We start from the raw sequence: 26324 nt of genomic DNA, 5'->3' as shown, positions 1-26324 counted from the left end.
GCGAAGAAACGGACTGGTGGGTACATGGCGGTTTCGAAGGATAAACTGGTCACGATCAAACCCCCGCCAATTCAGAAAGCGAATAGAATTCTGTCGGAGCCACGATCAGTTCCAGCCCGACTTTTCCGGCCACGATCATGACCAGTACCGCCAGCAAAACCCGCAGCTGCTCAGCCTTCAGCCGGGCGCCGACCATGCTGCCGAACTGGGCCCCAACGACACCTCCGATCAACAGGAACAAGGCCAGCACGATGTCCACGCTGAAGTTGGTCGAAGCGTGAATCATCGTCGTAAACCCGGCCACGAAAATGATCTGAAACAGCGAGGTTCCGATCACCACCTTTGTCGGCATTCCCAGGATATAGATCATTGCCGGAACCATGATGAACCCGCCGCCAACGCCCATGATGGCCGACAGGATTCCGACGCCAAAGCCGACCAGGATGGGTGGAATGACCGAGATGTACAGGTTTGACTCGCGGAACCGCATTTTGAACGGCAGTGCATGAACCCAGGTGCGTTGGCGGCGTGCGGTCGGTGCGGTGCCGCCCGCTGCCCGTGACCGGCGAATTGCACGCAGGCTCTCAATGAACATCAAGGTGCCGATGAGGCCTAGAAACACGACGTAACACAGCTGGACCGCCAGATCGACCTGCCCCAATTGCTTGAGATAGTTGAAGACGAGCATTCCCAGCGTCGCGCCCAGCAGGCCGCCGCCCAGCAGAACCGATCCCATCTTCAGGTCTACGGTCCTGCGCTTGAGATGTGCCATCAGCCCGGAAAACGAGGATGCCACCACCTGGTTGGCCGATGTCGCCACGGCGACTGCAGGTGGAATGCCAATCAGAAACAGCAGTGGCGTGATCAGAAAGCCGCCTCCCACTCCGAACATGCCGGACAGAACGCCCACGGAAACACCAATCGCCAGCAGGACAAACGGGCTAACGGATACTTCGGCTATGGGAAGGTAGACGTGCATACCCTCTTAGAGCGCTTGCGGCATGCAAAATCAACTCTGCATGCCGCTTTGCAGCAAACAGGACTGAAAAGCAGTCCTGAACTGGCCTTATCAACGCTCTTTCACATAAGGCTCGCCACCGGCCCTTGGCGGGACCGCTTTGCCGACGAAACCTGCCAGGATCACCACGGTCAGGATATAGGGCAGCGCGTCCATGACCTGAACGGGGATTATGATGCCGCCCAGGTCGATATTCTGGAACCGCAGAGCGACAGCCTGCAGCAGCCCGAACAGTAAACACGCCCACATGGCGTGCCATGGCCGCCACTTGGCAAAGATCAGTGCGGCCAGTGCGATGAAGCCCCGGCCGGCCGTCATGTCTTTGACGAACCCTGCCTGCAACGCAGTAGCCAAATAGGCCCCGGCGATGCCACACAGCACGCCACAGATGGCGACGGCTGCGTAGCGAAGCCCCACCACCGAGACGCCCGCAGTGTCCACTGCCGCCGGGTTTTCACCCACGGCGCGCAGGCGCAGGCCAAAGCGGGTGCGGAACAGCACCCACCAGGTGGCGGGCACCATCAGGAACGCCACGTAGACAAGAATCGAGTGGCCTGAGAGCAGTTCGGCGTAGATGGGACCGATGATCGGCACACCGCTCAAAGCTTCTGCGAAGGGGAAGTTGATCGGTTCGAACCGGCCACCCCCGAACAACGACGGAGTGCGGCCGCCTTGCTGGAACCAGTCCTGGGCCACCAGCACGGTCAAGCCGGCAGCCAGGAAGTTGATGGCGACACCGGAAATCAGCTGGTTGCCCCGGAACGTGATCGAAGCAAGCCCGTGTAGGCCAGACAGCACCAAGGACGATGCGATGCCGGCCAGCAGGCCCAGCCATACCGACCCGGTGACGGCGGCAACGGCGGCCGAGAAGAATGCGGCCATCAGCATCTTGCCTTCCAGGCCGATGTCGAAAATGCCAGCGCGTTCCGAATACAAGCCGGCCAGACAGGCCAGAAGCAGCGGCGTGGCCAGGCGAATGGTCGAGTCCAGAACCTGGACGATCGTCAGGAACAACTCCATCAGTTCGCCTCCTTCCGCAGAGCCAGGAACAGCTTTTCAAGCGGCATGCGGACCATGTTGTCCAGCGCTCCGGTGAACAGGATCACCAGCGCCTGGATCACCACGATCAGCTCGCGCGGGATCGACGTCCACAGGGCCAGTTCCGCGCCCCCCTGATAGAGGAAACCAAACAGGATGGCCGCCAGGAACACGCCGAACGGGTGCGAGCGGCCCATCAGGGCCACCGCGATGCCGATAAAACCCGCGCCCTCGGTCGAGTTAAGAACCAGCCGCTCGGCCTCACCCATGACGTTGTTGATAGCCATCAGGCCCGCCAAAGCGCCCGAGATCAGCATCGCCACGATGGTGATACGCACAGGCGAGATACCGGCATAGACCGCACCGGTTTCCGAATGCCCATAGGCCCGGATTTCATAGCCCAGGCGGGTGCGCCAGATCAGCGCCCAGACGACGATGCAGGCGATGACCGCGATGATCAGCGAGATGTTGGCCGGAGCCGCCTTGGAGAAGGTGATCCCGATCGGGGCCAGCATCTCGTGCAGGGTGGGCAGATGTACCGCCTCGGCAAAGCGGGCGGTGGCCGGGTCTTGCGAGCCGGCCGGTCGCATCACGTTGACCAGCATGTAGTTCAGCAGCGCCGCGGCGATGAAGTTGAACATGATCGTGGTGATCACGATATGGCTGCCGCGCTTGGCCTGAAGATAGGCCGGTATCGCCGCCCAGGCCGCGCCGAACAGCATGCCGGCGGCCATCGCAGCCAGCAGAGCGATGCTCCAATGCGGCCAAGGCACATAGAGGCACACCATGGCAACGCCCAGTCCGCCCAACATGGCCTGACCTTCGCCGCCGATGTTGAACAGACGGGCGTGGAAGGCCACCGCGACCGCCAAACCGGTGAACATGAAGTTGGTGGCATAATACAGGGTGTAGCCCCAGCCATAGGTCGACCCCAGCGCGCCGGTGACCATCAGGTTCACCGCCTCGACCGGGTTTTCGCCAATCGCCAGAATGACCAGTGTCGACAGGATTGCGGCCAGGATCAGACTGATGAGCGGGATCAGAATGACGTCGGCCCATTTGGGCATCTTATCCATGTTACGCGGCCTCCCCCGCAACACCGGCCATCAACAGGCCCAGTTCTTTTTCATCCGTTTCATGGGGCAGACGCTCGCCCATGATATGTCCGTCGAACATCACTGCAATCCGGTCGGATAGAGAGAAGATCTCTTCCAACTCGACCGAGACCAGCAGGATCGCCTTGCCCTGATCGCGCAGGGCGACGATCTGCTTGTGAATGAATTCGATCGCGCCGATGTCCACGCCGCGGGTCGGCTGGCCAACCAACAGCAATTCGGGGTTCCGCTCGATTTCGCGCGCCACGACGATCTTCTGCTGGTTCCCGCCCGAGAAATTCTTGGCCGACAGCCAGCCATTCGGCGGACGCACGTCGAATTTCTCGATCTTGCGTTCTGTGTCGGCGCGCAGGGCGGCGTTGTTCATGAAAATCCCGCGCTGATAGGCGGGGTCTCGGTGATAGCCGAAGGCCACGTTTTCCCAGGCGTGGAAGTCCATGATCAGACCTTCGCGTTGCCGGTCTTCGGGCACATGGGCGATGCCTTGGGCGCGCCGCGCCTGACCGTCGGCCTCGGGTCCGCTGAGCGCCAGAGGCGTACCATTAAGTTTGATCACGCCTGATCCTGAGCGCATGCCGCCCAATACTTCGAGCAGCTCGGACTGCCCGTTGCCGGCGACGCCCGCGATGCCCACGATCTCGCCCGCGCGGACGGTCAGGTCGATACCTTTGACGCGCTCGACGCCCGCCGAATCCGTCACCCGCAGGTTCTCGATTTCAAGGATGGGCTTGCCGGGTTTGGCCGGCACCTTGTCGACGCGCAGCAGAACCTTGCGCCCGACCATCAGCTCGGCCAACTCCTCGGGGTTGGTCTCGGCGGTCTTGACCGTGGCAGTCATCTGGCCGCGGCGCATCACCGACACGGTGTCGGTGGCTTCCATGATCTCGCGCAGCTTGTGGGTGATCAGGATGATGGTCTTGCCCTCGGCGCGCAGCCGGTCGAGGATGCGGAACAGCTGGTCGGCCTCGGCCGGGGTCAGCACCCCGGTGGGTTCGTCCAGAATCAGGATTTCCGCCTTCCGGTACAGCGCCTTGAGGATTTCGACCCGCTGCTGCATGCCCACGCCGATCTCGTCGATGCGCTTGTCGGGGTCCACGAACAGCTCGTATTCTTCCTCGAGCTCTTTCAGCTCTTTCCGAGCCTTGGCCAGCGAGGGGGCCAGCAGCCCGCCATCTTCGGCGCCCAGAACGATGTTTTCCAGAACGGTGAAATTCTCGACCAGCTTGAAATGCTGAAAGACCATGCCGATACCCGCGGCGATCGCGGCCTGGCTATCGGGGATGTCGGTCTTTTTGCCGTTGATCCAGATTTCACCTTTGTCGGCCTTGTAGAAGCCGTACAGAATGCTCATCAGCGTGGATTTGCCCGCACCGTTTTCACCGATGATCCCGTGGATCGTGCCGGGGGCGACGCTGATCGAGATGTCCTTGTTCGCTTGAACTGGCCCAAAGGCTTTGGAAATCCCTTTGAGCTCGATGGCGGGGACTGTCATGTCTTGTCCTCGATTGCCGTAGAAGCTGCGCTGATTTCGCGATCATTCTGTCGTGGCGAAACAGCGGCATGAGTGGATGCGGGACGGGAGGTCTCCCCCGCCCCGCGCGATATCAGAACTGCAGTGCCGGGCAGCTGTCGTTCTCGTAGTAGCTGACGACGGTGACATTGCCGTCGATGATGTCGCGGCGTGCCTTTTCGACGGCGGCCTTCATCTCGTCGCTCACCAGCGAGGCGTTGTTTTCATCCATGGCAACGCCGACACCGTCCTGTGCCAGACCCATGGTGAACTTGCCGGTTTCGACATCTTCGCCTGCTTTCATGGCGTCATAAACGGCCACGTCCACGCGCTTGAGCATCGAGGTCAGAACCTTGCCCGGGTGCAGGTGGTTCTGGTTGCTGTCCACGCCGATCGACAGGATGCCTTCGTCGGCCGCGGTCTGCAGAACACCGACGCCGGTACCGCCTGCGGCAGCGTAGATCACGTCAGCGCCTTGGCTGATCTGAGCTTTGGTCAGCTCCGAGCCCTTCACCGGGTCGTTCCAAGCGGCCGGGGTGGTGCCGGTCATGTTGGCTACGACGTTGATGTCAGGGTTCACGGCCTTCGCGCCCTGGGCGTAGCCGCAGCCAAAGTGCCGGATCAGCGGAATGTCCATGCCACCGATGAATCCGACCGTACCCGACTTGGATGCCATCGCGGCCATCATGCCGACCAGGTACGAACCTTCATGCTCGGCAAACGAGACCTGGCGGATGTTAGGCGCGTCCAGCCAGCTGACGTCGACGGCAACGAACTTGGTGTCGGGATAGTCAGGTGCGACGGCGGCCAGCGGATCAGCCATGGCAAAGCCCATGGTGATGATCGGGTTTGCACCGGCTTCAGCGAAGCGACGCAGGGCTTGTTCGCGCTGCGCTTCCGACTGCAGCTCGATTTCGCGATAGGATTTGCCGGTCTGGTCGGCCCAGCGCTTGGCGCCGTTATGGGCTGCTTCGTTGAACGATTTGTCGAACTTGCCGCCCAGATCGAAGATGATCGCCGGTTCGGCCAGCGCCGCACCTGCGGTCAGTGCAAACGCGGCGGCCGCGCCCATCAAGGATTTCATCAGGGTCATCATATACTCCCGTTGTTTTTTATGGCTTCGGGGCAGGGGCTTTTGCCCAGCCCCGCTCAGAGCGAGCAGAACTGCTGTGATAGCGGCAATTAAGGCCGTCTGAAACAGCCATGGTCAACCGCTTTTTGACCATTTGGTCTCAGAAATGCCCGGCTTTCGTCAGGGTAGCGCGCGCTCCATCAAGATTGCATCTACTTTGTCAGCCTTGCCGCGCCGGTAATATCCCGGCCGAAGACCGCAGCGCGCATAGCCGCAACTTTGGTAGAGTGCAATGGCGGCCGCGTTGTCCGATGCCACCTCAAGAAACGCCCGGCGCGCACCCAGATCGTGAGCCTTGTCATGCCAAGCCTGCATGCAGGCGCGGCCCAGACCCTGCCGCTGATGATCGGGATGCGTCGCGATGGTCAGCAGCTCGGCCTCGTCGCCGATGACCTGGATCAGGGCAAATGCTGTTTTGTTTCCAACGACATGGGTGAAGCGGCTGGCAAGCAGATCAGCGAATTCATCATTAGTCCAGGGGCGGGACTGGGTGAAAGCCGCGCCGTGGGTCTCGGCCATTTCCTGTGGGGTCATGGGTCCAGCAAAGGCGGCGGCGTATCGCGCGACGGGGCGGCGTCTGCGGCACGAACGTACAGGGGGGCCGGGGGACCTGACACAAGGTCAACACGTTCGGATGCAATCCGGGCGATGGCCCGGACGACTGCATTCGCATCGTCGCACAAAAACAGGGCGCCAAGTGATTCTGCCTGTTCCTGCGTCATCAGCTGCGGCGTCCCGTCGGGCGCTTGCAGGTAAACATGTTCCCGGGGGGCTGGAATGGCTGGGGTCCGCCCTTCAGGTGCCAAAGCCGCAAGGGCTTCAAGGCCCGAAACGCCGATTGCCGGTTTGTTCAATCCAAGCGCCAGCCCCCGGGCGGCAGAGACCGAGATGCGAATTCCAGTGAAATTGCCCGGACCCGTCCCGACACCGATCGCGTCGATATCCGCCCAAGAAACTCCGCCTTCTGCCAGGATGTCCTGAAGCAAAGGCATCAGGCGTTCCGCCTGGCCGCGGGTCATGGTTTCGGCGCGGCTCACGACGATGTCTGGCCCGCGCAGCAAAGCGGCCGCGCAATGCGCGGCCGATGTGTCAAATGCCAGAATTGTCTGATCAGACGGCAACAGGGCGAACCTCGGTCACCTCGGGGATGTAATGGCGGAGCAGGTTCTCGATCCCCATTTTCAGGGTCAGCGTCGAGGACGGGCAGCCTGCGCAGGCCCCTTGCATATGCAGGTAGACGACGCCGCGGTCAAAGCCGTGGAAGGTGATGTCACCGCCGTCCTGCGCCACGGCGGGGCGTACGCGGCTGTCCAGCAATTCCTTGATCTGGTTGACGATTTCCGAGTCCTCACCCGAATGTTCAGCATGGCCGGACGCGGTTTCCACCCCGGCCCCCATCACCGGCTGGCCGGACTGGTAGTGCTCCATCACAGCGCCCAGGATGGCGGGTTTGATGTGGTCCCACTGCACGCCGTCGTCTTTGGTGACGGTTACGAAGTCATTGCCGAAGAAAACTCCGGTCACACCGCTGACCGCAAAGATGCGCTGCGCCAGCGGCGAGTTCTGCGCGGCTTCGGCGGTCGGGAAATCCGCTGTACCGGCCTCGAGCACGGTCTGACCGGGCAGGAATTTCAGCGTGGCCGGGTTGGGTGTGGATTCGGTCTGGATGAACATGGCGCGCTCCGTATCAGTTGGCTCTGATATGCGCGTCAGCGGCCGGGAAGTCAAGATTTGGAACGGTTCTAAATCGCTGCAGCCTGTCGGATGGCCATGTCCAGTCGGTCATCGCCCCAGTAAAGCTCCTCATCCACGACAAAACTGGGGGCGCCGAAGATCCCCAGCGATTTGGCGCGGGCAACCTGGTCGAACAGAGCACTCTTGATGTCAGAGTCTGCGGTTCGGTCGATCATGTCCTCGGGGAGGCCGGCGGCGGACAGGGCGCTGCGCAGGACTGGCTCTACCGAAATGTTCAGGCCTTGGCCAAACTGCGCGGCAAAAACGGCGCAGGAGAATGCAGCGCGCGCTTCACGTTGAGGGATGGCGAGCGCAAGGCGTGCGGCCTTCAGGCTGTTTTGCGGAAACTCGGCAGGTCGGGTCAGGGGCAGGCCATGCTGCCGGCAAAGCCGTTCCATGTCGCGCCACATGTACCGCCCCTTGGCTGGATAGATGTTGAACGGTGAGGTTTTCCACCCCTGCTCGGCAAAAATGGGACCCAGAAGGAATGGCTGCCAGTCCACCTGCACGCCGCAGGCTGCCGCGTCCCGTTCGACCCGCATGGCGCTGAGGTAGGAATAGGTCGAGGCGAAATCGAACCAGAAGTGCAGGGTGGCGGGCATCAGGTGATCTCTTCGAGCTTCTCCTTGCTCAGGTCGCCCGGAACGATGGTAATCGGAATCGGCAAGCTGCCGGAATTCCGCGTCAACTGAGTGACCAGTGGACCGGGGCCCTTCTTGTCAGTACCTGCACCCAGAACAAGGACGCCGATTTCGGGATCCGAGCGGACATGCTCGATGATCTGCGGAACTGGTTCACCCTCGCGGATCGCCAGTTCAGGCTCGATCCCCTGCTTGTCGCGCATCCATTTGGCAAACACCTCGAAATGCGCATGGATACGTTCGCGGGCTTCTTCCCGCATCACTTCGGCCACGCCGATCCAGTGGTTGAACTCGTCCGGAGGAATGACCGAGAGGATGGTCACCCCCCCGCCGGTATGCGCAGCACGCATCGCGGCGAAACGCATGGCGTTCAGGCACTCGCGGCTGTCGTCAAGAACTACAAGGAACTTGCGCATGAATGTCCTCTTCGGTTTTCGGGATCATGCCCGAGCATTCGGTGTCTGGCAACTCGGGCCGCGACGGACCGTTGCTTATTGGTTGCTGGCTGCCCAGTCCCAGTAGAGCGCGCGCGTGCGGCGCGTGATAGGGCCAATCTGATATTGCGTGTCGTCCAGTGCGGTCACGGGCGTGACCTTGTTCATGTTGCCGGACATGAACACTTCGTCCGCGTCGTGGAAATCGTCGAAGGTCAGAACAGTTTCGTGAACCGTCACCCCGTCGCGACGCAGGTTGTCGATGTGCCGCGCGCGCGTGATGCCTGCAAGGAAGGTTCCGTTCGGTGCCGGAGTAAACACCTCTCCATCCTTGGCCATGAAGATGTTGGCCGTTGCGGTTTCTGCCACGTTGCCCATGGCGTCGGTCACCAATGCGTTTGAAAACCCCTTGGATCGCGCCTCCGCCAGCATTCGGGCGTTATTTGGATACAGGCACCCGGCCTTGGCGTTGACGACCGCGCTTTCCAGAACCGGGCGGCGGAAGCGGGTGGTCGTCAGAGTGACCGAGGCCGCCTCGGGTGCCATTGGGATCTCTTCGAGGCAGATGGCGAAACCTGTGCTGTCACCCTGCGGTACGATCGCGGTCGCGTCGCCGTCGATCCCCCAGTACATCGGGCGAATGTAGACGGCGGCCTCGGTCGGGTATGCTTCCAGACCTTCGCGGATCAGTTCGACCATTTGTTCGGTGGTCACGGTCGGAGTGAGCATCAGCGCCTCGGCCGAGCGGTTCACCCGGTCGCAATGCGCGGCCAGATCAGGGGTCATGCCATCAAATCGGCGGGCCCCGTCAAACACCGACGAACCCAACCAGGCCCCGTGGTCCGCAGCCCGCATGATCGGGGCATCGCCATCGTGCCATTTGCCATCGAAATAAGTGCGGATATTCTTGCCGACTGCCATTGTGCCCTCCGTCAATTCCGCCGAACCGTAGGAGCGCGCGCGCCCGAGGTCCAGCAGATTATCCGGCCGACGATGGCAACACGTCGCGCTTGACCATCGCGCGCAGGGCGAAGTTGGAGCGCAGGTTGCGGATGCCCGGAATCTGCATCAGCCGGTTTTCCAGAAACGCATCAAAGGCGGTCAGGTCACGCGCCACGACGCGCAGCAGGATGTCGCGCGAGCCTGTCATGAGGTAGCACTCCATAACCTCATCGCAGCGCAGGATGGCGCGTTCGAAGGCGTCGATGGCGTGGCGGTCCTGTTTCTCCAGTTCGACCGACACGAAAATCGTGACGCCAAAGCCCAGCTTCTCAGGGTCGACCTGGGCCGAATATCCGGTGATCACCCCGTCGCGGCGCAGGCGGTCCAGCCGCCGCGCGCAGGGTGTGGGCGACAGGCCCACCTTTTCGGCCAGGTCCAGAACGGTCATGCGCCCGTCCTGCTGCAGCGCGCGCACGATCTTGCGGTCGATCTGGTCCATGGAGAGAATCCCTAATATGATCGGATCAGATTACTATTATCTCCAAGAGAGATAAGTTGACCAGCATGTATTGGCGAAAATCGCTCGGTCGGATGTGGCAGAATCCATCTGTCTTTCCGGAGGAGCAAAATGGAAATAACCACGATTGACGCGCCAGATCACGAGCGTGTGGTCGAATTCAAAGACGCCGCCAGCGGGCTTTCGGGCTTTGTGGCAATCCACTCCACGCAGTTGGGGCCTGCAGCGGGCGGCGTGCGGATGCGCACCTATGGCCACCCGTCCGAGGCGCTGGACGATGCGCTGCGCCTGTCGCGGGGCATGACCTACAAGAACGCGGCGGCCGATCTGCCGCTGGGCGGGGGCAAGGCCGTGATCATCGGCGACCCGAACGCGGACAAGACGCCTCGGTTGCTGCAGGCCTTCGGGCGCGTGATTCAAAGCCTTGGTGGCCGGTACTGGACGGCCGAGGACATGGGGATGACCCCGGCCGACATGGCCCAGATCGGCACCGAAACCGAATATGTCGCCGGTCTGCCCGACGGCCCGTTCGCCAGCGGCGACCCGTCGCCGGTCACCGCCCGCGGGATCTTCAACGCCATCCGCATCACCGCGCGGCATCGGTTCGGGTCCGGGGATCTGAGCGGCAAGACCGTCTCGGTGCAGGGGCTGGGCCATGTGGGCGAACATCTGTGTGCGTTGTTGCATGACGCTGGGGCAAAACTGGTGATCACCGACATCGATGCGGGCCAGACCGCCCGGCTGGCGGACCGGTTCGCAGCGCAGGCCGTCGCGCCCGATGCGATCTATGCGGCCGAGGCGGATATTTTCGCGCCCTGCGCCATCGGCGGCATCCTGAACGAAACCAGCATTCCGCTTCTGAAGGTCAGCGCGGTGGCCGGAGGGGCCAACAACCAGTTGGCAACTGATGCCGACGCGCAGCGCCTGCATGACCGCGGCATCCTCTATGCTCCGGATTTCGTGGCCAATGGCGGCGGGATCGTGAACGTCGCAACCGAGATCCTGAAGATCAGGGATCGCGAAGCCTGGGTCGGTCAGCGGCTCGAGGCGCTGGAGCGGACGATGGACCGCATCCTGACCCGCGCCAAGGTCGATGGCGTCAGCCCCAATGCGGTGGCCGAATCCATCGTCGAGGAAAAACTGCACCCGCAGGCCGCCTGACCTGCAACGAAAAACGCCGCCCCGGATCAGGGGCGGCGCTGAAGTTTCTGTCTGGGTCTCAGGCGCGGCCGGCGCCCACCATCCCCACGATCTCGTAGGTGCGGCTGAGGATCGGAGCCGCGATTTCCCGCGCCCGTTCCGCGCCACGGTCCAGGATCCTGTCGATCTCGGCCTGATCGCCCATCAGCCGCGCCATCTCGGTCGAGATCGGCGACAGCTTTGCGACCGCCAGATCGGCCAGCATCGGCTTGAATTCACCGAACTGCTTGCCCCCGACCTCGGCCAGAACCTGCTCGACCGTCTGATCGCTGAGCGCGGCATAGATGTTGACCAGGTTGCGCGCCTCGGGGCGGCCTTCCAGCCCGTCCACCTCCGAGGGTAGGGCATCGGGGTCGGTCTTGGCCTTGCGGATCTTCTTGGCGATGGTGTCGGCATCGTCGGTCATGTTGATCCGGCTCATGTCGGACGGGTCCGACTTGGACATCTTCTTGGCCCCGTCGCGCAGGCTCATCACGCGCGTCGCCGCGCCCTCGATCACCGGCTCGGTGATCGGGAAGAAATCGACGCCATAGTCGTGGTTGAACTTGATGGCGATGTCGCGGGTCAGCTCAAGATGCTGTTTCTGGTCGTCGCCCACCGGGACATGGGTCGCGTGATAGACCAGAATGTCGGCGGCCATCAGCGAGGGATAGGCGAAAAGGCCCAGCGAGGCGTTCTGCTGGTTCTTGCCCGCCTTGTCCTTCCACTGGGTCATGCGCTGCATCCAGCCCATGCGCGCAACACAGTTGAAGATCCAGGCCAGTTGCGCGTGCTCGGGCACCTGCGACTGGTTGAACAGGATCGACTGCTCCGGGTCGATGCCGGCGGCGATGAAGCCCGCGCACAGCTCGCGCGTGGAATGAGCCAGTTCTTTGGGGTCCTGCCAGACGGTGACCGCGTGAAGATCGACCATGCAGTACACGGTCTCCATCTCCGGCCCCTGCATATCCACAAAACGCTTGAGCGCACCAAGGTAGTTGCCAAGATGCAGGTTTCCCGAGGGCTGAATGCCGGAAAACACGCGCGGCGTGAACTTGGTTTCGGTCATGGAAGGGAACTCCCGTCTGGAAAAATAAGCCTCCGTCGCTTACCCATGAGGCAAAGGGACGTCAACAGCCGCGAAAGGCCCGCCCAATGAGCAGCGAGCATTACACACCCCCCGTGAACCCCCTGCCGCCCGTGGTGGTGGCGCTGGTCTTGTTCATCATAGGGATCGAACTTGCCTTCACCCTCGGCACGCGCGGCTTGGTCGGCGGACCGGGCGCGGTGGGCTGGCGGCTGGAGGCGATCCAGCGCTATTCCTTCTCGGCCGACATCTTCGACTGGATGGTGATGAACGGGCGTTGGCCGGTCGAGCATGTGATCCGGTTCTTCACCTACCCCTTCGTGTCAGGCAGCTTTACCCAGGCGCTTTTTGTCTGCGTCTTTGTTTTGGCGATGGGCAAGATGGTGGGCGAGGTCTTTGGCGGTTTTACGATGCTGGTGATCTTCGTGCTGTCCGGCGTGGGCGGGGCGCTGGCCTATGCGGTGCTGCTGGACCCGCGCTATCCGCTGGTCGGGGGCTTTCCGCCGGTATACGGCCTGATCGGCGCCTTCACCTGGTTGCTGTGGCGCAGGCTGTCGCTGGTCGGCGAAAACCAGGCGCGGGCGTTCCAGTTGATCGCGGTGCTGATGGGCATCCAACTGCTGTTCGGGCTGATCTTCGGCGGCACCTCGGATTGGGTGGCCGATTTGGGTGGCTTCGCGACCGGATTCGGGCTGTCGTTTTTCGTGTCGCCGGGCGGATGGGCGCGGCTGGTGGGGCGTATCCGGCGGGACTGAGGCGGTCAGGACCTTCGCAGGGCGGACCGGAACTCGGAGAGACGGAATGCGCCCAGCAGGTGGCCCAGAAGGAAGTAAGATACCGCGGCGACCACGATCAGGCCCAGCAAGGCCAGATAGCGCCAGCCCGGAACTTCGAACGTCCAACCGAACAGCTGTATCGCCGCGATCAGCACCACACCCATTCCAATTGAAGCGGCCAATATCCTGGGCGCGCGGCGCTTGAATCGGTCGTCGAAACGGGCCTCGTCGCCCATGCGTCTTGCACCCAGTGCCAACAGCACCACCATGCCCCAACCGGCGGCCGAGGCCGCGATAGCCGGGGCAATCCAGCCGGCGATCGGGTACAGCCCAAAGGCCAGCACGGCGTTGATGACCATCGCCACAACGGCATACCGGAAGGGCGCGCGGGTATCCTCGCGCGCGAAGAACAGCGGTTGCAGCAGTTTTTGCAGCATGAAGGCCGGTAGGCCGATGCCATAGACCGCCACGGCCAGAGCGGTGGCAGCCGTGTCTTCGGGGGTGAACTGTCCGCGTTCGAACAGGACCGAGACCAGCGGCACCGGGATGAGCACGAAAGCCACGGTGGCCGGAATGGTCAGCAACAAGGTGAACTCTCCGGCGCGGGAAAAGGCGTTGCGCGCGCCATCGCCGTCCCCCGCGCGCAGGCGGCGCGACAGGTCGGGCAACAGCACGATGCCCACGGCGATGCCGACCACGCCCAGCGGCAGCTGATACAGCCGGTCGGCGGCAAAGAGCCAGCTGATGGCCTTTTCGGTCTTTGACGCGACCAGTTGCCCGACTACGAGATTGACCTGCGTCACACCCATGGCAAGTGCCGCAGGTACCGCGATCCGAACCATGTTGCGCATTTCAGGGCTGAGCTTCGGTCGGCCGAACCGGATGCGAATTCCGGCGCGTTCGGTGGCGACCCAAACCAGCGCCAGTTGAGCGACCCCGGCAATGGGTATGAGGGCGATGAGCCAACGGATGACCTCGCCTCCGGTTGCCGCGCCTACGATCAGTGCCGTGCAGGCGAAGATGTTCAGCAGGACCGGAGCCGCTGCAGCGGCGGCGAATCGACCGGTGGCATTGAGAACCCCGGAAAACAGCGCGGCCAGAGACATGAACAGGATGTAGGGAAAGACGACATACCCGTAACCGACCGCCAGATCGAAACGTTCGTCGCCATAAAACCCTTCGGCCGTCAGCCAGACCAGCCCCGGCATGAACACCATGGCCAGCCCGACCAGCGCCAGAACGGCCGCCGCCAGCAGGTTGAACGCATCCTGCGCAAACCCCTGCGCGTCTTCGCCGCCTTCCAGCCGTTTCGAGAACATCGGAACGAAGGCTGCGTTGAAAGCGCCCTCGGCGAAGAACCGGCGGAACATGTTGGGCAGGCGGAAGGCTGCGACGAAAGCGTCCATGACCGGCCCCGGCCCGATATAGGCTGTCAGCAGGATTTCCCGCAAAAAGCCCAGAATACGGCTGGCAAGGGTCCAGAACCCGACCGTGAACAGGCCCGAGAACAGGCGGATCTGCTTCATGAGGCCGCCCGTTCGGCGCCTTCGGTGATCGCGGTGCGCAGCTTGGCTTCCAGCGTCCTCTGCTTGGCCTCCGAGTGGTACTTGAGCCCGAACATGTCCTTGACGTAGAACGTATCCACCACCTGCTCGCCATAGGTCGCGATCACGGCATTGGCGATATAGACATTGGCGGCGGCAAGTGTCCGGGCCAGATCATAGAGCAGGCCCGGCCGGTCGCGGGTGTCGACTTCGATGATCGTGTATATCTCGGACCCTTCATTGTCGAAGGTGATGTGCGTCGGGACGTTGAACGCCTTTTCCCGCTTCTTGATCTTGTCGCGGGACTTGAGCGCCTCGCGGGCCACCACCTCGCCCTTGAGGGTGCGCTGAATCATCTGGGTCAGGCGCGGCAGACGCGACAGTTCGAACGGGTGGCCGTCAGCGTCCTGAATCCAGAACGCGTCAGTCACGTAGCCGTCCTTGGTGGTATAGCTGCGGGCATCGACCACGTTTGCGCCCACAAGCGCCAGCGCACCGGCAATCCGGGAAAAGATACCGGGGTGGTCGGCCATGGCAAAGCAGGCCCGCGTCGCATCCCGGTCTTCGTCAGGGTGCAGCCGGATTTCCATCGCCGCCGGATCCGCGCTTTTTTCCAGCGCGCGCAGCATTTCGGCGAACTCGACATGGGTCGAGAGGTTGAGTCCCTGCCAATACGGATCGTAGTGCCGACCGGTTTCCGTTTTGAGGTCGGCCTTGGACCAGGCTGACAACGCGTCACGCAGCGCTTTCTTGGCCTCGGCGCCACGATTGGCACGGTTGAGGTCCTCCATGCCGGTTTCCAGCGCGCGCTTGGTTTCCGCGTGCAAGGCCCGTAGCAGGGTGGCCTTCCAGTTGTTCCAGGTGTTCGGCCCAACGCCGCGGATGTCGCAGACTGTCAGGACCGTCAGCAGATCCAGCCGTTTGACGGTCTGAACCGCCTTGGCGAAGTCGCGCACCGTGCGCGGGTCCGAGATGTCACGCTTCTGCGCCATGTCCGACATCAGCAGGTGATACCGCACCAGCCATTCGACGGTTTCGCATTCTTTCTTGTTCAACCCCAGCCGAGGCGCGACCGTCCGTGCGATCTTGGCCCCCAGGATCGAGTGATCCTCGGGGCGGCCCTTGGCGATGTCGTGCAACAGCAGAGCGACGTAAAGCACACGCCGGTTCACTCCGCCCTCGAGGATCGACGAGGCCAGCGGCAGCGCTTCGACAAGTTCGCCCCGTTCGATCTGCGCCAGGTTGATGATACACTGGATCGTGTGCTCGTCCACCGTGTAGCTGTGGTACATATTGAACTGCATCATCGCCACGATGGGCTCGAACTCGGGGATGAAGGCCGACAAAACGCCCAACTCGTTCATGCGGCGCAGCGCGCGTTCGGGATTGCCGTGTTTCAGCATCAGATCCAGAAAGATGCGCCTCGCCTCTTTGTCGTTGCGCATTTCGTCATCGATCAGGTGCAGGTTGGCCGTGACCAGCCGCATCGCATCGGGATGGATCAGCATACCCGTGCGCAGACCTTCCTCGAACAGACGCAGTAGATTCAGCTTGTCGGACAAAAAGCTTTTGGGGTCGGCCACGTCCAGCCGGCCATGAACAACCCTATAGCCCGGCTTGACCCGTGGCTTGCGGCTGAAGATGCGTTCCAGCAACGGCGCGTTCTTCATATGTGACGCTTCAAGCTTGGTCAGGAAGATCCGTGTCAGTTCTCCCACCTTCGTGGCTTCTCGGAAGTACCGCTGCATGAAGATTTCGACGGCCCGGCGGCCCGCTCGGTCTTCGTAACCCATGCGGTCGGCCACCTCGACCTGCAGATCAAAGGTCAGCTGTTCGGTTGCGCGCCGTGTCACCAGATGAAGATGCGAACGTACGGCCCAAAGGAAGTCTTCGGCCTGCACGAACGTGTTGAATTCGTCCTGGGTGAACAACCCCAGCGGGACAAGTTCAGCCACGTCGTGAACGCCGTAGATGTATTTGGCGATCCAATACAGGGACTGCAGGTCACGAAGGCCGCCTTTGCCTTCTTTCACGTTCGGTTCGACCATGTAACGCTCGCCCTGCTTGTGGTGGCGTTCGTCGCGTTCATGCAGTTTGGCTTCGATGAATTCGCGTTCGGTTCCTTTGAACAGCTCGGATTTCAGCCGGCTTTCCAGCTCATCGGCCAGGTCCCGATCACCGGCCAGATAGCGCTGTTCCAGCATCGCTGTCCGGATCGTGAAATCCTCGTCTCCAAGACGCAGGCAATCACGGATCGTGCGCGAGGAATGCCCGACTTTCAGCCGTAGATCCCACAGGATGTACAGCATCGACTCGATCACGCTCTCGGCCCAGGCGGTGATCTTGTAGGGAGTCAGAAACAGCAGATCGACATCCGAAAACGGCGCCATCTCGCCGCGCCCATAGCCGCCCACCGCCAAAACCGCCATCTTCTCGCCCTGGGTCGGGTTGGCCAATGGATGCAGATGCTGTCCGGCCACGGTCATCGCGGCGCAGACCAGCCCATCGGTCAGATAGGTGTAGGATCGCGTCAAAGGCCGAGCGTCAAAGGGTCGGGCGGCGAACGCCTCCTCGATGACCTGACGCCCGGATTTCTGTGCGTCCCGCAGGATCCGGACGGCCTCGTTTCGGGCTGCGGCCGTTTCCGGAATGTCTTTCAGGGCCTTCGACAGCAGCGCGTTGACCTTTTCGCCATCGAAGATTTCGCTGGCGTCGCAGATCAATGCGCCAGCCGGCGCGGGGATCGTCACAAGCTGATCAGAAACCGGCGCCAGAGAAGCTTTGCGGGGCAGGGTCAATCACAACTACCTGTTTGTTCTGGATCGTGGCCACGGCCAGACCTCGTTCGTTCGTACCGTTCGGGCGCAGACGGAAAATACCGCCAACACCCTGGAAACCGGCATTCTGGGTCAGGGCCGCGGCCGAGAGGGCATTGGACTTCCCTTGGCTGGCCAGAGCGCCGATGGCGGCGATCCCGTCATAGGCCAGGCCGCTGATCGGATGCGGTGCCTCGCCATAGGTCGCGTTGTAGCGTACGCGATAGGCCTGGGCCTTGGCAGGGTCAGGCAAGGCAAACCATCCGCCTTGGACCCCGGGCAGTTCCAGCGTCTGGGCCGGAATGTCCCAGCGGGTCAGGCCAATATATTGCACGGTTGCCGGTGAGACACCGGCCTCGGGCAGCAACTGGCTGAAGAGCGGCAGCGCGCCGGCGGTCGTGGCGGTCAAAAAGAGTGAATCCGCCCCCGTCGAGTCCACCGTCGCCTTGATTGCAGGGATGGCGTCGATCACACCCTGCTGAGATCGATCAAAACCGACCACACCCGCATTCGCAACACGGCTGTTGCCAAGTGCGTTCGAGATTGCCGCCTGGCCCAATTGGCCTGCCGCATCGTTGCTGTGCACGATGACGGTGCTTTTCTTTCCCTGTTTGCCGGCGTAGCTGACAAGCCGGTTGGCCGTGTTGTCGAAGGTCGGGCCAAGGACAAAGACGTTTCCGCCGGCAATGCTTGTATTATTCGAGAAGGACAGAACGTTCACGTTCTTGCTCAGAACCGCAAGGCCCGCAGCATTTGCAGCCTGCGCGTAGACCGGCCCCAGGATGACCTTTGCGCCGTCGGCAACGGCCTGCTGCGCAACGGCGGCTGCCGTGTTCGGATTGCCGGCAGTGTCATAGACGCGAAGATCGATCTTGACGTTGTTCAGATCGGCCATGGCCAGCCGGGCAGCGTTCTCAAGGCTTTGCGCCAACGCGGCGTCGCCCGATTTGGGCACCAGCAGGGCTACGGGGATCGGCTCTGACGTGTCTATCGACGGTCCGCGCCCGGTGGCGCCGGGTTCGCAGGCGGCCAAAAATGCCGCCGCGGTCAGGCCGATGGCGAATTTCGCCAGTTTGCGAACGGGCTTGCAAACGGTAAACATCTAAATGAAAACTCCCTGATCCGGCGGCAAAGAACGCTGCTGTTCTATCACGCCGCGATAATAAACGTCACGCTGCGAGGGTCCAGCTTTGAATTTCCAAAAGGTAAGATTGGCTGGGGGGCTTTATTTTGTTGCCACTCCGATCGGAACGGCGCGCGACATTACGCTCAGGGCGCTGGACGTTCTGGCCTCGGCTGATGTGATCGCGGCGGAAGATACACGCAGCCTGCGCAGACTGATGGAGATTCACGGTGTACCCCTCGAAGGGCGGCGCATTCTGGCCTATCACGACCACAGCGGCACGGCTGCGCGTGAAAAACTGATTGCCGAACTGTCCCAGGGCAAGTCCGTGGCTTACGCGTCCGAGGCCGGCATGCCCCTGATCGCCGACCCGGGTTATGACCTGGGCAAGCAGGCGGCCGAGGCCGGGTTCAGCGTGACCTGCGCCCCTGGAGCGTCAGCCGTCGTGACGGCGCTGACCCTGGCGGGCCTGCCGACGGACGCCTTCTTTTTCGCCGGGTTTCTGCCGAATGCGTCCGGCGCCCGCCGAACTCGGATCGAGGCGCTGCGGGATGTTCCCGGGACGCTGGTGTTCTACGAATCCCCCAAGCGTTTGGGGGCGTGCCTGTCGGATCTGGCGCAGGTTCTGGGTGGCGAGCGTCAGGCCGCGGTCTGTCGTGAGCTGACCAAGAAGTTCGAAGAAGTCCGGCGGGCCAGCCTTGCAGAGCTGTCCGAACAGTATCGAGATGCCACTGTGAAGGGCGAGATCGTCTTGCTGGTGGACCGTGCCCATTCACAAGCCGTTAAGGATGCCGATGTAGAAGAGGCGTTGAGACGGGCTCTGGAAACGCACTCGGTGCGGGATGCGGCGGATCTGGTGTCCAGGATGTATGATTTGCCAAGGCGGCCGATTTACCAAAAGGCCCTGCAACTGGGAAAGGGATGACATGGCGCGACGGTCGGTCCAGGGCTCGGTTTCCTATCACGCCGGGCACGCGGCCGAGCACAGCGTCGCTGCCGATTACGAAAGCCGAGGGTTCAAGGTCTGTCACAGGCGTTGGCGCGGCGCGGGTGGCGAGATTGACCTGATCGTCCGGGATGCGCAGGGCCTTGTGTTCGTCGAGGTCAAGAAAAGCCAAACCTTTGACAGCGCCGCCGCGCGGATCAGCAAGCGGCAGATCGACCGGATATGCGCCTCGGCGGCGCAGTATTTGGCGCAGGAACCGGGCGGGCAGCTGACCAATGTCCGGTTCGACGCGGCTCTGGTGGATGCAACGGGCGCAGTACAAATCGTCGAAAACGCCTTTGGTCAGGGCTGATCGCCATTGAACACCCGTCCCCGCTGGGCCATGTATCTGGCGTGACTACGAGGGACACGCCATGAAAATCGCTTTTCAGATGGACCCGATCGGGGCCGTGGACATCAATGCAGACAGCTCGTTCCGGCTGGCCGAAGAAGCCCAGGCCCGTGGGCACCAACTGTTTTACTACGGACCCGATCAGCTGGCCTATCAAGAGGGGCGCATCACCGCCCGCGGTCACGACATGACGGTGCAGCGGGTTGCGGACCAGCCGGCGGTTCTGGGGCCTGAGCGCGAGGTTGATCTGGCGGATTTCGATGTCGTCTGGCTGCGGCAGGACCCGCCGTTCGACATGCACTATATCACGTCCACCCATCTGCTGGATCGGTTGCGTGGGCAGGCTCTTGTGGTGAATGATCCGTTCTGGGTGCGCAACTATCCGGAAAAACTGCTGGTTCTGGATTTTCCCGACCTGACTCCGCCCACCACGATCGCCCGCGATCTGCAGACGATCAAGGCGTTCAAGGAAAAGCACGGCGACATCATCCTCAAGCCGCTCTATGGCAATGGCGGGGCCGGCGTGTTCCGGCTGGATGCCGATGACCGCAACCTGACTTCGTTGCATGAGTTGTTCACCGGTTTCTCGCGCGAGCCGCTGATCGTTCAGAAATTCCTGCCGGATGTGCGCAACGGCGACAAGCGGGTGATCCTGGTCGATGGCGAACCGGTCGGCGCGATCAACCGCGTTCCGGCCGAGGGTGAGACCCGGTCGAACATGCATGTGGGTGGCCGTCCCGAAAAGATCGGGCTGACCGACCGCGATCTTGAGATCTGCGCGGCCATCGGTCCGCTGCTGAAGGAAAAGGGCCAGATCTTTGTAGGTATCGACGTTATCGGCGACTATCTGACCGAAATCAACGTGACCTCGCCCACCGGAATCCAGGAATTGGAGCGGTTCAACGGAACCAATATCGCCGAAAAGATCTGGCAGGCGATCGAGGCCAAGGTCTAGGCCGCAACCCGGGCGCTGATCCTATAGCTCAGCGCCTCGGCCACGTGGGGGCGACGCACATCGGGCGCGCCCTCCAGATCGGCAATGGTGCGGGCCACGCGCAGAATGCGGTGGTAGGCCCGTGCCGACAGGCTGAACCGCTCGGCCGCCTTGACCAGCAGGTCCTTGCCCTCGGCGTCAGGTGCGGCGACCTCTTCCAGCAGATTGCCCTCGATATCGGCGTTCTGGCGAATCCCGGGCGTGTCCTGAAAGCGCCGGGCCTGAACAACGCGCGCCTGTTGCACTCGCGCGGCGACGGTGGTCGAGCTGTCTCCGGATGGCGGCAGGTCGAGGTCGGTAAAGCCCACGGGCGGCACCTCGATCCGTAGATCGAACCGGTCCATCAACGGCCCCGATATGCGGCCCAGATAGTCCTCGCCGCAGATCGGCGCGCGCGAGCAGGCGCGGGACGGATCGCTGAGATATCCGCATTTGCAGGGGTTCGCCGCCGCCACCAGCATGAACCGGCAGGGGTATTTTACGTGGGCGTTGGCGCGGGCGACCATGACCTCGCCAGTCTCGATGGGCTGGCGCAGGGTTTCCAGAACCGTTCGCGGAAACTCGGGAAATTCGTCCATGAACAGGACGCCGTTGTGGGCCAGGGAAATCTCGCCGGGTTTCGCGCCTTTTCCGCCGCCCACGATCGCCGCCATCGACGCCGTGTGATGCGGTTCGCGGAACGGGCGGGTCCGGCTGATGCCGCCTTCGTCCAGCATGCCGCACAGCGATTGGATCATCGAGGTCTCGAGCGCCTCGGTGGGCGTCAACGGCGGCAATATGCCGGGCAGGCGGGCGGCGAGCATGGATTTGCCTGACCCCGGCGTGCCGATCATGATCATGTGGTGACGGCCGGCCGCTGCGATTTCCAGCGCGCGTTTTGCCCGTTCCTGCCCTTTGACGTCGCGCAGATCGCGGGTCGAGGGCTCCAACCTGACCTCACCGGGTTGCGCGACCGGCAGGGGCGCCTGGCCGGTGAAATGGCGCACGACGTCGGCCAGGGACGCGGCCCCGATCACCTGGGTCGCGTCGACCCAGGCCGCCTCGGCACCTGACGCGCGCGGACACAGCAGCGTGCGGCCCTCGGCCGCGGCGGTCATTGCGGCGGGCAGGGCGCCGGCCACGGGCACCAATGAGCCGTCCAGCGAAAGTTCGCCCAGAGCCATGGTGCCTTCGGCGGCGTCGGCGGACAGGATGTCTATCGCACAGAGCAGGGCCAGCGCGATCGGCAGGTCGAAATGGCTGCCTTCCTTGGGCAGGTCGGCGGGCGACAGGTTGATCGTGATGCGTTTGGAGGGCAGCGCAATGGCCATCGCGCCAAGCGCGCTGCGCACGCGTTCGCGGGCCTCGGACACGGCCTTGTCCGGCAGGCCGACGATCGAAAAGGCGGGCAACCCGGGGGAAACGGCGCATTGCACCTCGACCGGGCGGGCCTCGACCCCCTGAAAGGCAACGGTATGAGCGCGGGCGACCATGGCGATCCTGTTCTTGGTTAACAGGACCTTGCTGCCATGGCGTCGGTTTAGGAATGGTTAACGGTCACACCGTTTGCCGGATCATTTGCGTGAATTTCGGCCACGCTCCGGGGTCGGCCACGGTTTTGTCGCGGCAGAAGGTGTTGCAGAAGCCCCATCGATTTCCATCCAGCTCCAGAAATGCGGTCACCGGCTTGCCGGAATAAGGGCAGAGGTCATTGACCGATGACGCCGCCTCAACTGCGCGGGCCGTCGAGGCTCCGCCGATCGGCCAGGGCTCGGCGTCGAGCGGCTGGTCATAGGGGAACGGGTCGTAGTCGACCGTCAGCCCCATCGCGCGCCATTGCCGAACCGCCGGGTCTGACAACAATTCCATGCAATAGTCGTGGTTCTGCGCGGACACGGGCAGACCGTAGCCGATGATCCGGGCTGCGACCGGCGTATAGAACACATCGGCCAGGGAATAGCTGCCGAACAATGGGCCGGTCTCCGTGCCTGAGATTTTGCGCGCATGCGCCCACAGGGTCTCGATCCGGGTCAGATCGGCGCGGGTTTCGTTGGTCGGCTCGAACCCTTTCCAGCGGTGTTTGAGTTGCATGGGGCAGGCCGACCGCAGCGCGTGGAACCCGGCGACCATCTCGGCACACAGCCAACGGGCGGTTGCGCGGGCGGCGGCGTTCCGCGGCCAAAGCCCCGCATCGGGGTGGCGTTCGGCGAGCGTCTCGGCCATGGCGAGGCTTTCACCGACCACCGTGCCGTCGGGCAGGCGCAGCGCGGGGACCAGACGGGCCGGGACCAGCGGCTGCATGTCCCGGGCCATCGTGCCCGAATACAGGCCGATCATGTGGGTCGTGTAGGGCAGGCCGAATTTTTCCAGTATCAGCCAGCCGCGCATGGACCAGCTGGAAAACAGGCGGTCCCCGATGAAAAGGTCATAGGTCATGGCCCGAGGATGGCCGAACTTCTGGAATCAGTAAAACGCCGATTTGTGCGTGTTGCGTTCACGGAAGATGATTGATCCGGCCGGCCGACCAAGTTCTGCCGTCAAAGGCCAGCTCGGTCACCGACAGGTTGTCGATGCGATGGGCAAAGGTCCGTTGCGCGTCCATGTCAAGGGCGCGCTGTACCTGGGTCAGGATTACGCCGAAATGGGCCACGATGATCAGATCGGCGCCTGTATGCATACCGATCAACCCGTCGATCGCCGCGTCGACCCGCGCGCGGACCGCGTTCCAGCTTTCGCCGTTGGGCGGGCGTACGTCGCCGGGGCTGTCCCAATAGGCAAAGGCCAATTCGGGGTCTTCGGCCTCGATCTCGGCGAATGCGCGCATCTCCCACGTGCCGAAATGGATCTCGCGCAGGTCGGGATGGTGCGGCAGCCGATGGCGCGTGCCCTGAATGGCCGTGGCCGTATCCGCGGCGCGCGACAGGTCCGACGAAATGACCAGCGCATCCGGCGGCAGGTGGTCATGCAGGCGCGCGAGGGCAACGTGGTCGCTCAGGTCGGCGGGAATATCGGACCAGCCCACCATCGTTTTGGCATGGGTAGGGCCGTGGCGGACGAGGTGCAACCGGGTCACGGCAACTGGCCTTTCAAAACCTGCGGTAGTCCCGCGATGACCTGAACCACAAGGCCGGCTTGGGCGGCGAGGGCTATGTTCAACCGCCCCTGCGCCTCGCGGAACTTGCGGGCCAGCGCATTGTCGGGGACGATACCGTGCCCCACTTCGTTCGAGACGATAATGACCTGCGCGGGGCAGGTCCGTAGCGCGGCCAGAAGGGCGGCCTGTTCCTGTTCAAGATCGCTGTCGGCCAGCAGGTGATTGCTGAGCCACATCGTGGCGCAATCGATAAGACAGACCTGATCCCGGCTCAGCCCCGCCAGCGCCGGGCGCAGATCCATCGGGGCTTCGATCGTGGCCCAGCCGTCGCCTCTTTGGTCCACATGGCGCCTGATTTTTAGGCGCATCTCATCATCAAACACTTGTGATGTTGCCAGGTAGACGCGGGTTTTTCCTGTTGAAACAACGAGTTGCTCGGCAAATGCAGATTTTCCCGATGCCGCGCCACCCAGGACAAAGGTTAAATCGGGATGCATTTTTTACTACCTTTACAGTGATCCACCCGGTGCGCCCTTGCGTATCGACCATACGTCGGCAAGGCAAGACCGGCGGCGCCTACGACAGATGGGAGAGCTGCATGGCACTGGATAACCCGAACGACTTCTCGATGTCCCGGCAGGCTATGAAAGCCGAATTGCTGGATGCGGAAACCGAATTGCGCCTGGCTTATGCCTGGCGAGACGAGCGCGACGAACAGGCCCTTCACCGGTTGATAACGGCCTATATGCGTCTGGCCATTTCAATGGCGGCCAAGTTCAAACGTTATGGCGCGCCGATGAACGACCTGATCCAAGAGGCCGGGCTGGGCCTGATGAAGGCCGCTGACAAATTCGACCCGGATCGCGGGGTCCGGTTTTCGACCTATGCGGTGTGGTGGATCAAGGCCAGCATTCAGGATTACGTGATGCGCAACTGGTCGATGGTACGGACCGGTTCGACATCATCCCAGAAATCCCTGTTTTTCAACATGCGGCGCGTGCAGGCCCGCCTGGAGCGCGAAGCCGCGACCGATGGCGTCGAATTGGACCGCCATCAGCTGCACCAGATGATTGCGGCCGAGATCGGTGTACCGCTGCGTGATGTGGAAATGATGCACGGCCGGTTGGCCGGCTCAGACTTTTCCCTGAACGCCGTTCAATCGGCTGACGAGGATGGTCGCGAGTGGATCGACGCGTTGGAGGATGATCGCGAGCAGGCTTCGGAAACTGTCGAGAACAGCCACGATACCCGCCAGTTGCGCGAATGGTTGATCACGGCGATGCAAGCGCTCAACGACCGGGAACGTTTCATCGTGCGTGAGCGTAAGCTGCGTGAGCCGGCGCGCACATTGGAAAGCCTGGGTCAGGAACTGGGTTTGTCCAAGGAACGCGTGCGGCAGCTCGAGGCAGCGGCGTTCGTGAAGATGCGCAAGAACCTTGAAGCTCAATCGCGCGAGGTGCAACACTTCTTCGCATGAGACATCTTGCGATTCTGACGACGGCCGTGCTGTCGCTGACACTTTTGACCCGGCCAGTTCTGGCCGGGGAGCTTATCCCCGACGATATTTTGGCGCAGATGAGGGACGCCGATGTAGTGATCCTTGGTGAGGTTCACGACAACCCCCTACACCACCTGGTCCAGACCGAAGCGATTGCGGACATTGACCCGTCTGCAATGGTCTGGGAAATGGTAACCGAGGAAGGGGCTCAGAGACTGGCGCAGACTGCCGCCTCGAATCCCGAGGAGTTGTCACGCATCCTGAGATGGGCCGAAACGGGATGGCCGCCGCTCAGCATGTATTACCCTGTTTTCCAAGCATCAGAGGCTCCGGTATACGGAGCGATGGTGCCGCGCGCGGCTGCGCGAGCTGCGATGGAACGCGGTGCCGCAACGACCCTGGGCGCGGATGCGGCGCGATATGGGTTGAACATTCCGTTGGCGCCCGAGGATCAGGCGGCGCGCGAGGCCGAGCAATTGGCAGCGCATTGCAACGCAGTTCCCGCCGAGGCCTTGCCGCAACTAGTGGCGATCCAGCGTCTGCGCGATGCTGTTCTGACCCGGGCCATTCTGCGTGCAATTGATGAAACTGGCGGTCCGGTGGCGGTGATTACCGGAAACGGGCACGCGCGCAAGGATCAGGGCATTCCGACCTTTCTGTCGCGCCTGCGTCCGGGCCTTAAGGTCTTTGTTCTCGGTCAGGCCGAAGACGGTGTCGTGACCGGTGAATTTGACGCGGTGATTGACAGCCCCGCGGCCGAACGCGAAGACCCCTGCAAGGCCTTCGAGTCTCAGAATTAAGCGCTGGAACTCGGGA

The 26324-nt window shown here is 62.5% G+C and carries 27 protein-coding genes; 7 read left to right on the top strand and 20 right to left on the bottom strand.

Annotated elements, in window-relative coordinates; translation table 11 throughout:
* Window positions 1-55: 55 nt before the first annotated feature.
* From AC2FML_RS15500 to AC2FML_RS15445, 12 genes are all read right to left on the bottom strand, one after another.
* On the bottom strand, window positions 56-979 hold the full coding sequence (locus AC2FML_RS15500) for a sulfite exporter TauE/SafE family protein (protein ID WP_170452267.1): 924 nt from the start codon (window positions 977-979) through the stop codon (window positions 56-58).
* A gap of 90 nt (window positions 980-1069) precedes the next feature.
* Complete coding sequence (locus AC2FML_RS15495) at window positions 1070-2038, bottom strand: ABC transporter permease (RefSeq protein WP_170367643.1); 969 nt, start codon at window positions 2036-2038, stop codon at window positions 1070-1072.
* Window positions 2038-3132 (bottom strand): ABC transporter permease, encoded by a 1095-nt coding sequence (locus AC2FML_RS15490; protein WP_170365357.1) that lies wholly within the window; start codon window positions 3130-3132, stop codon window positions 2038-2040. The genes AC2FML_RS15495 and AC2FML_RS15490 overlap by 1 nt, the downstream gene beginning before the upstream one ends.
* 1 nt (window position 3133) lies before the next feature.
* Window positions 3134-4663, bottom strand: a complete 1530-nt coding sequence (locus tag AC2FML_RS15485) for an ABC transporter ATP-binding protein (protein ID WP_170391888.1) — start codon at window positions 4661-4663, stop codon at window positions 3134-3136.
* Between the two features lie 112 nt (window positions 4664-4775).
* Window positions 4776-5774, bottom strand: a complete 999-nt coding sequence (locus AC2FML_RS15480) for a BMP family lipoprotein (protein WP_093963454.1) — start codon at window positions 5772-5774, stop codon at window positions 4776-4778.
* A 159-nt stretch (window positions 5775-5933) separates the two neighbouring features.
* Window positions 5934-6347 (bottom strand): ribosomal protein S18-alanine N-acetyltransferase, encoded by a 414-nt coding sequence (rimI, locus tag AC2FML_RS15475; protein ID WP_170360164.1) that lies wholly within the window; start codon window positions 6345-6347, stop codon window positions 5934-5936.
* Window positions 6344-6934, bottom strand: coding sequence for a tRNA (adenosine(37)-N6)-threonylcarbamoyltransferase complex dimerization subunit type 1 TsaB (tsaB, locus tag AC2FML_RS15470; protein WP_170360167.1), 591 nt, complete (start codon window positions 6932-6934; stop codon window positions 6344-6346). The genes rimI and tsaB overlap by 4 nt, the downstream gene beginning before the upstream one ends.
* Window positions 6924-7487, bottom strand: coding sequence for a NifU family protein (locus AC2FML_RS15465; protein WP_093963451.1), 564 nt, complete (start codon window positions 7485-7487; stop codon window positions 6924-6926). Before AC2FML_RS15465 ends, tsaB begins: the two co-directional genes overlap by 11 nt.
* 68 nt (window positions 7488-7555) lie before the next feature.
* The gene (locus AC2FML_RS15460) at window positions 7556-8149 is read right to left on the bottom strand and encodes a 2-hydroxychromene-2-carboxylate isomerase (protein ID WP_170360169.1); all 594 of its coding nucleotides are present in this window, start codon (window positions 8147-8149) and stop codon (window positions 7556-7558) included.
* Window positions 8149-8604, bottom strand: a complete 456-nt coding sequence (locus tag AC2FML_RS15455) for a universal stress protein (protein WP_170342153.1) — start codon at window positions 8602-8604, stop codon at window positions 8149-8151. The genes AC2FML_RS15460 and AC2FML_RS15455 overlap by 1 nt, the downstream gene beginning before the upstream one ends.
* Before the next feature lie 75 nt (window positions 8605-8679).
* The gene (locus AC2FML_RS15450) at window positions 8680-9543 is read right to left on the bottom strand and encodes a branched-chain amino acid aminotransferase (protein WP_170360171.1); all 864 of its coding nucleotides are present in this window, start codon (window positions 9541-9543) and stop codon (window positions 8680-8682) included.
* A gap of 58 nt (window positions 9544-9601) precedes the next feature.
* Window positions 9602-10063: an Lrp/AsnC family transcriptional regulator gene (locus tag AC2FML_RS15445; protein WP_170360173.1), complete on the bottom strand. Its 462-nt coding sequence runs from the start codon at window positions 10061-10063 to the stop codon at window positions 9602-9604.
* Between the two features lie 129 nt (window positions 10064-10192).
* Here AC2FML_RS15445 and AC2FML_RS15440 point away from each other — a divergent pair, with 129 nt between their 5' ends.
* Complete coding sequence (locus AC2FML_RS15440) at window positions 10193-11242, top strand: Glu/Leu/Phe/Val family dehydrogenase (protein WP_496783799.1); 1050 nt, start codon at window positions 10193-10195, stop codon at window positions 11240-11242.
* Between the two features lie 58 nt (window positions 11243-11300).
* Here AC2FML_RS15440 and trpS read toward each other — a convergent pair whose 3' ends face one another.
* Entirely contained in the window at window positions 11301-12329 is a 1029-nt protein-coding gene (gene trpS / locus AC2FML_RS15435; protein WP_496736759.1) for a tryptophan--tRNA ligase, read from the bottom strand.
* An 86-nt stretch (window positions 12330-12415) separates the two neighbouring features.
* On the opposite strand from trpS, the gene AC2FML_RS15430 reads away from it, so the two are divergent.
* On the top strand, window positions 12416-13102 hold the full coding sequence (locus tag AC2FML_RS15430) for a rhomboid family intramembrane serine protease (RefSeq protein ID WP_496783798.1): 687 nt from the start codon (window positions 12416-12418) through the stop codon (window positions 13100-13102).
* Between the two features lie 5 nt (window positions 13103-13107).
* Here the strand turns inward: AC2FML_RS15430 and murJ are convergent, their stop codons facing one another.
* Genes murJ through AC2FML_RS15415 form a run of 3 tightly spaced genes read right to left on the bottom strand, consistent with a single transcriptional unit; the run spans window position 13108 to window position 18585 of the window.
* Window positions 13108-14649 (bottom strand): murein biosynthesis integral membrane protein MurJ, encoded by a 1542-nt coding sequence (murJ, locus tag AC2FML_RS15425; RefSeq protein ID WP_496783797.1) that lies wholly within the window; start codon window positions 14647-14649, stop codon window positions 13108-13110.
* Window positions 14646-17465 carry a [protein-PII] uridylyltransferase gene (locus AC2FML_RS15420; RefSeq protein ID WP_222457924.1) on the bottom strand — a complete coding sequence of 940 codons (2820 nt, stop codon included), beginning with the start codon at window positions 17463-17465 and terminating at the stop codon, window positions 14646-14648. The genes murJ and AC2FML_RS15420 overlap by 4 nt, the downstream gene beginning before the upstream one ends.
* Entirely contained in the window at window positions 17425-18585 is a 1161-nt protein-coding gene (locus tag AC2FML_RS15415) for a penicillin-binding protein activator (RefSeq protein ID WP_170360183.1), read from the bottom strand. The genes AC2FML_RS15420 and AC2FML_RS15415 overlap by 41 nt, the downstream gene beginning before the upstream one ends.
* A gap of 88 nt (window positions 18586-18673) precedes the next feature.
* Here AC2FML_RS15415 and rsmI point away from each other — a divergent pair, with 88 nt between their 5' ends.
* The 3 genes from rsmI (at window position 18674) to gshB (ending at window position 20898) form a co-directional block, all read left to right on the top strand.
* A complete protein-coding gene (gene rsmI / locus AC2FML_RS15410; RefSeq protein WP_496736756.1) occupies window positions 18674-19531 on the top strand; it encodes a 16S rRNA (cytidine(1402)-2'-O)-methyltransferase in 858 nt (285 codons plus the stop codon).
* A 1-nt stretch (window position 19532) separates the two neighbouring features.
* Entirely contained in the window at window positions 19533-19904 is a 372-nt protein-coding gene (locus tag AC2FML_RS15405; protein WP_496736754.1) for a YraN family protein, read from the top strand.
* Window positions 19905-19965: 61 nt separating this feature from the next.
* A complete protein-coding gene (gshB, locus tag AC2FML_RS15400; RefSeq protein ID WP_170360189.1) occupies window positions 19966-20898 on the top strand; it encodes a glutathione synthase in 933 nt (310 codons plus the stop codon).
* Here gshB and AC2FML_RS15395 read toward each other — a convergent pair.
* From AC2FML_RS15395 to cobU, 4 genes are all read right to left on the bottom strand, one after another.
* The gene (locus AC2FML_RS15395; protein WP_496783796.1) at window positions 20895-22409 is read right to left on the bottom strand and encodes a YifB family Mg chelatase-like AAA ATPase; all 1515 of its coding nucleotides are present in this window, start codon (window positions 22407-22409) and stop codon (window positions 20895-20897) included. The two genes, gshB and AC2FML_RS15395, sit on opposite strands and share 4 nt — an antisense overlap.
* 64 nt (window positions 22410-22473) lie before the next feature.
* Complete coding sequence (locus tag AC2FML_RS15390; protein WP_170460926.1) at window positions 22474-23352, bottom strand: glutathione S-transferase; 879 nt, start codon at window positions 23350-23352, stop codon at window positions 22474-22476.
* Between the two features lie 58 nt (window positions 23353-23410).
* Window positions 23411-23989, bottom strand: coding sequence for a histidine phosphatase family protein (locus AC2FML_RS15385; protein WP_496783795.1), 579 nt, complete (start codon window positions 23987-23989; stop codon window positions 23411-23413).
* Window positions 23986-24507 (bottom strand): bifunctional adenosylcobinamide kinase/adenosylcobinamide-phosphate guanylyltransferase, encoded by a 522-nt coding sequence (cobU, locus tag AC2FML_RS15380; protein WP_170360197.1) that lies wholly within the window; start codon window positions 24505-24507, stop codon window positions 23986-23988. The genes AC2FML_RS15385 and cobU overlap by 4 nt, the downstream gene beginning before the upstream one ends.
* Before the next feature lie 101 nt (window positions 24508-24608).
* Between cobU and AC2FML_RS15375 the strand changes: the two genes are divergently transcribed.
* Together AC2FML_RS15375 and AC2FML_RS15370 are read left to right on the top strand one after the other, a co-directional pair.
* Complete coding sequence (locus tag AC2FML_RS15375; protein WP_496783794.1) at window positions 24609-25487, top strand: RNA polymerase factor sigma-32; 879 nt, start codon at window positions 24609-24611, stop codon at window positions 25485-25487.
* Window positions 25484-26308: a ChaN family lipoprotein gene (locus tag AC2FML_RS15370; RefSeq protein ID WP_170445625.1), complete on the top strand. Its 825-nt coding sequence runs from the start codon at window positions 25484-25486 to the stop codon at window positions 26306-26308. Before AC2FML_RS15375 ends, AC2FML_RS15370 begins: the two co-directional genes overlap by 4 nt.
* Window positions 26309-26324: the final 16 nt, after the last annotated feature.

The sequence above is a fragment of the Ruegeria sp. BHSC029 genome (genome assembly GCF_059613085.1).
This window is presented reverse-complemented; position numbering and strand designations above follow the sequence as displayed.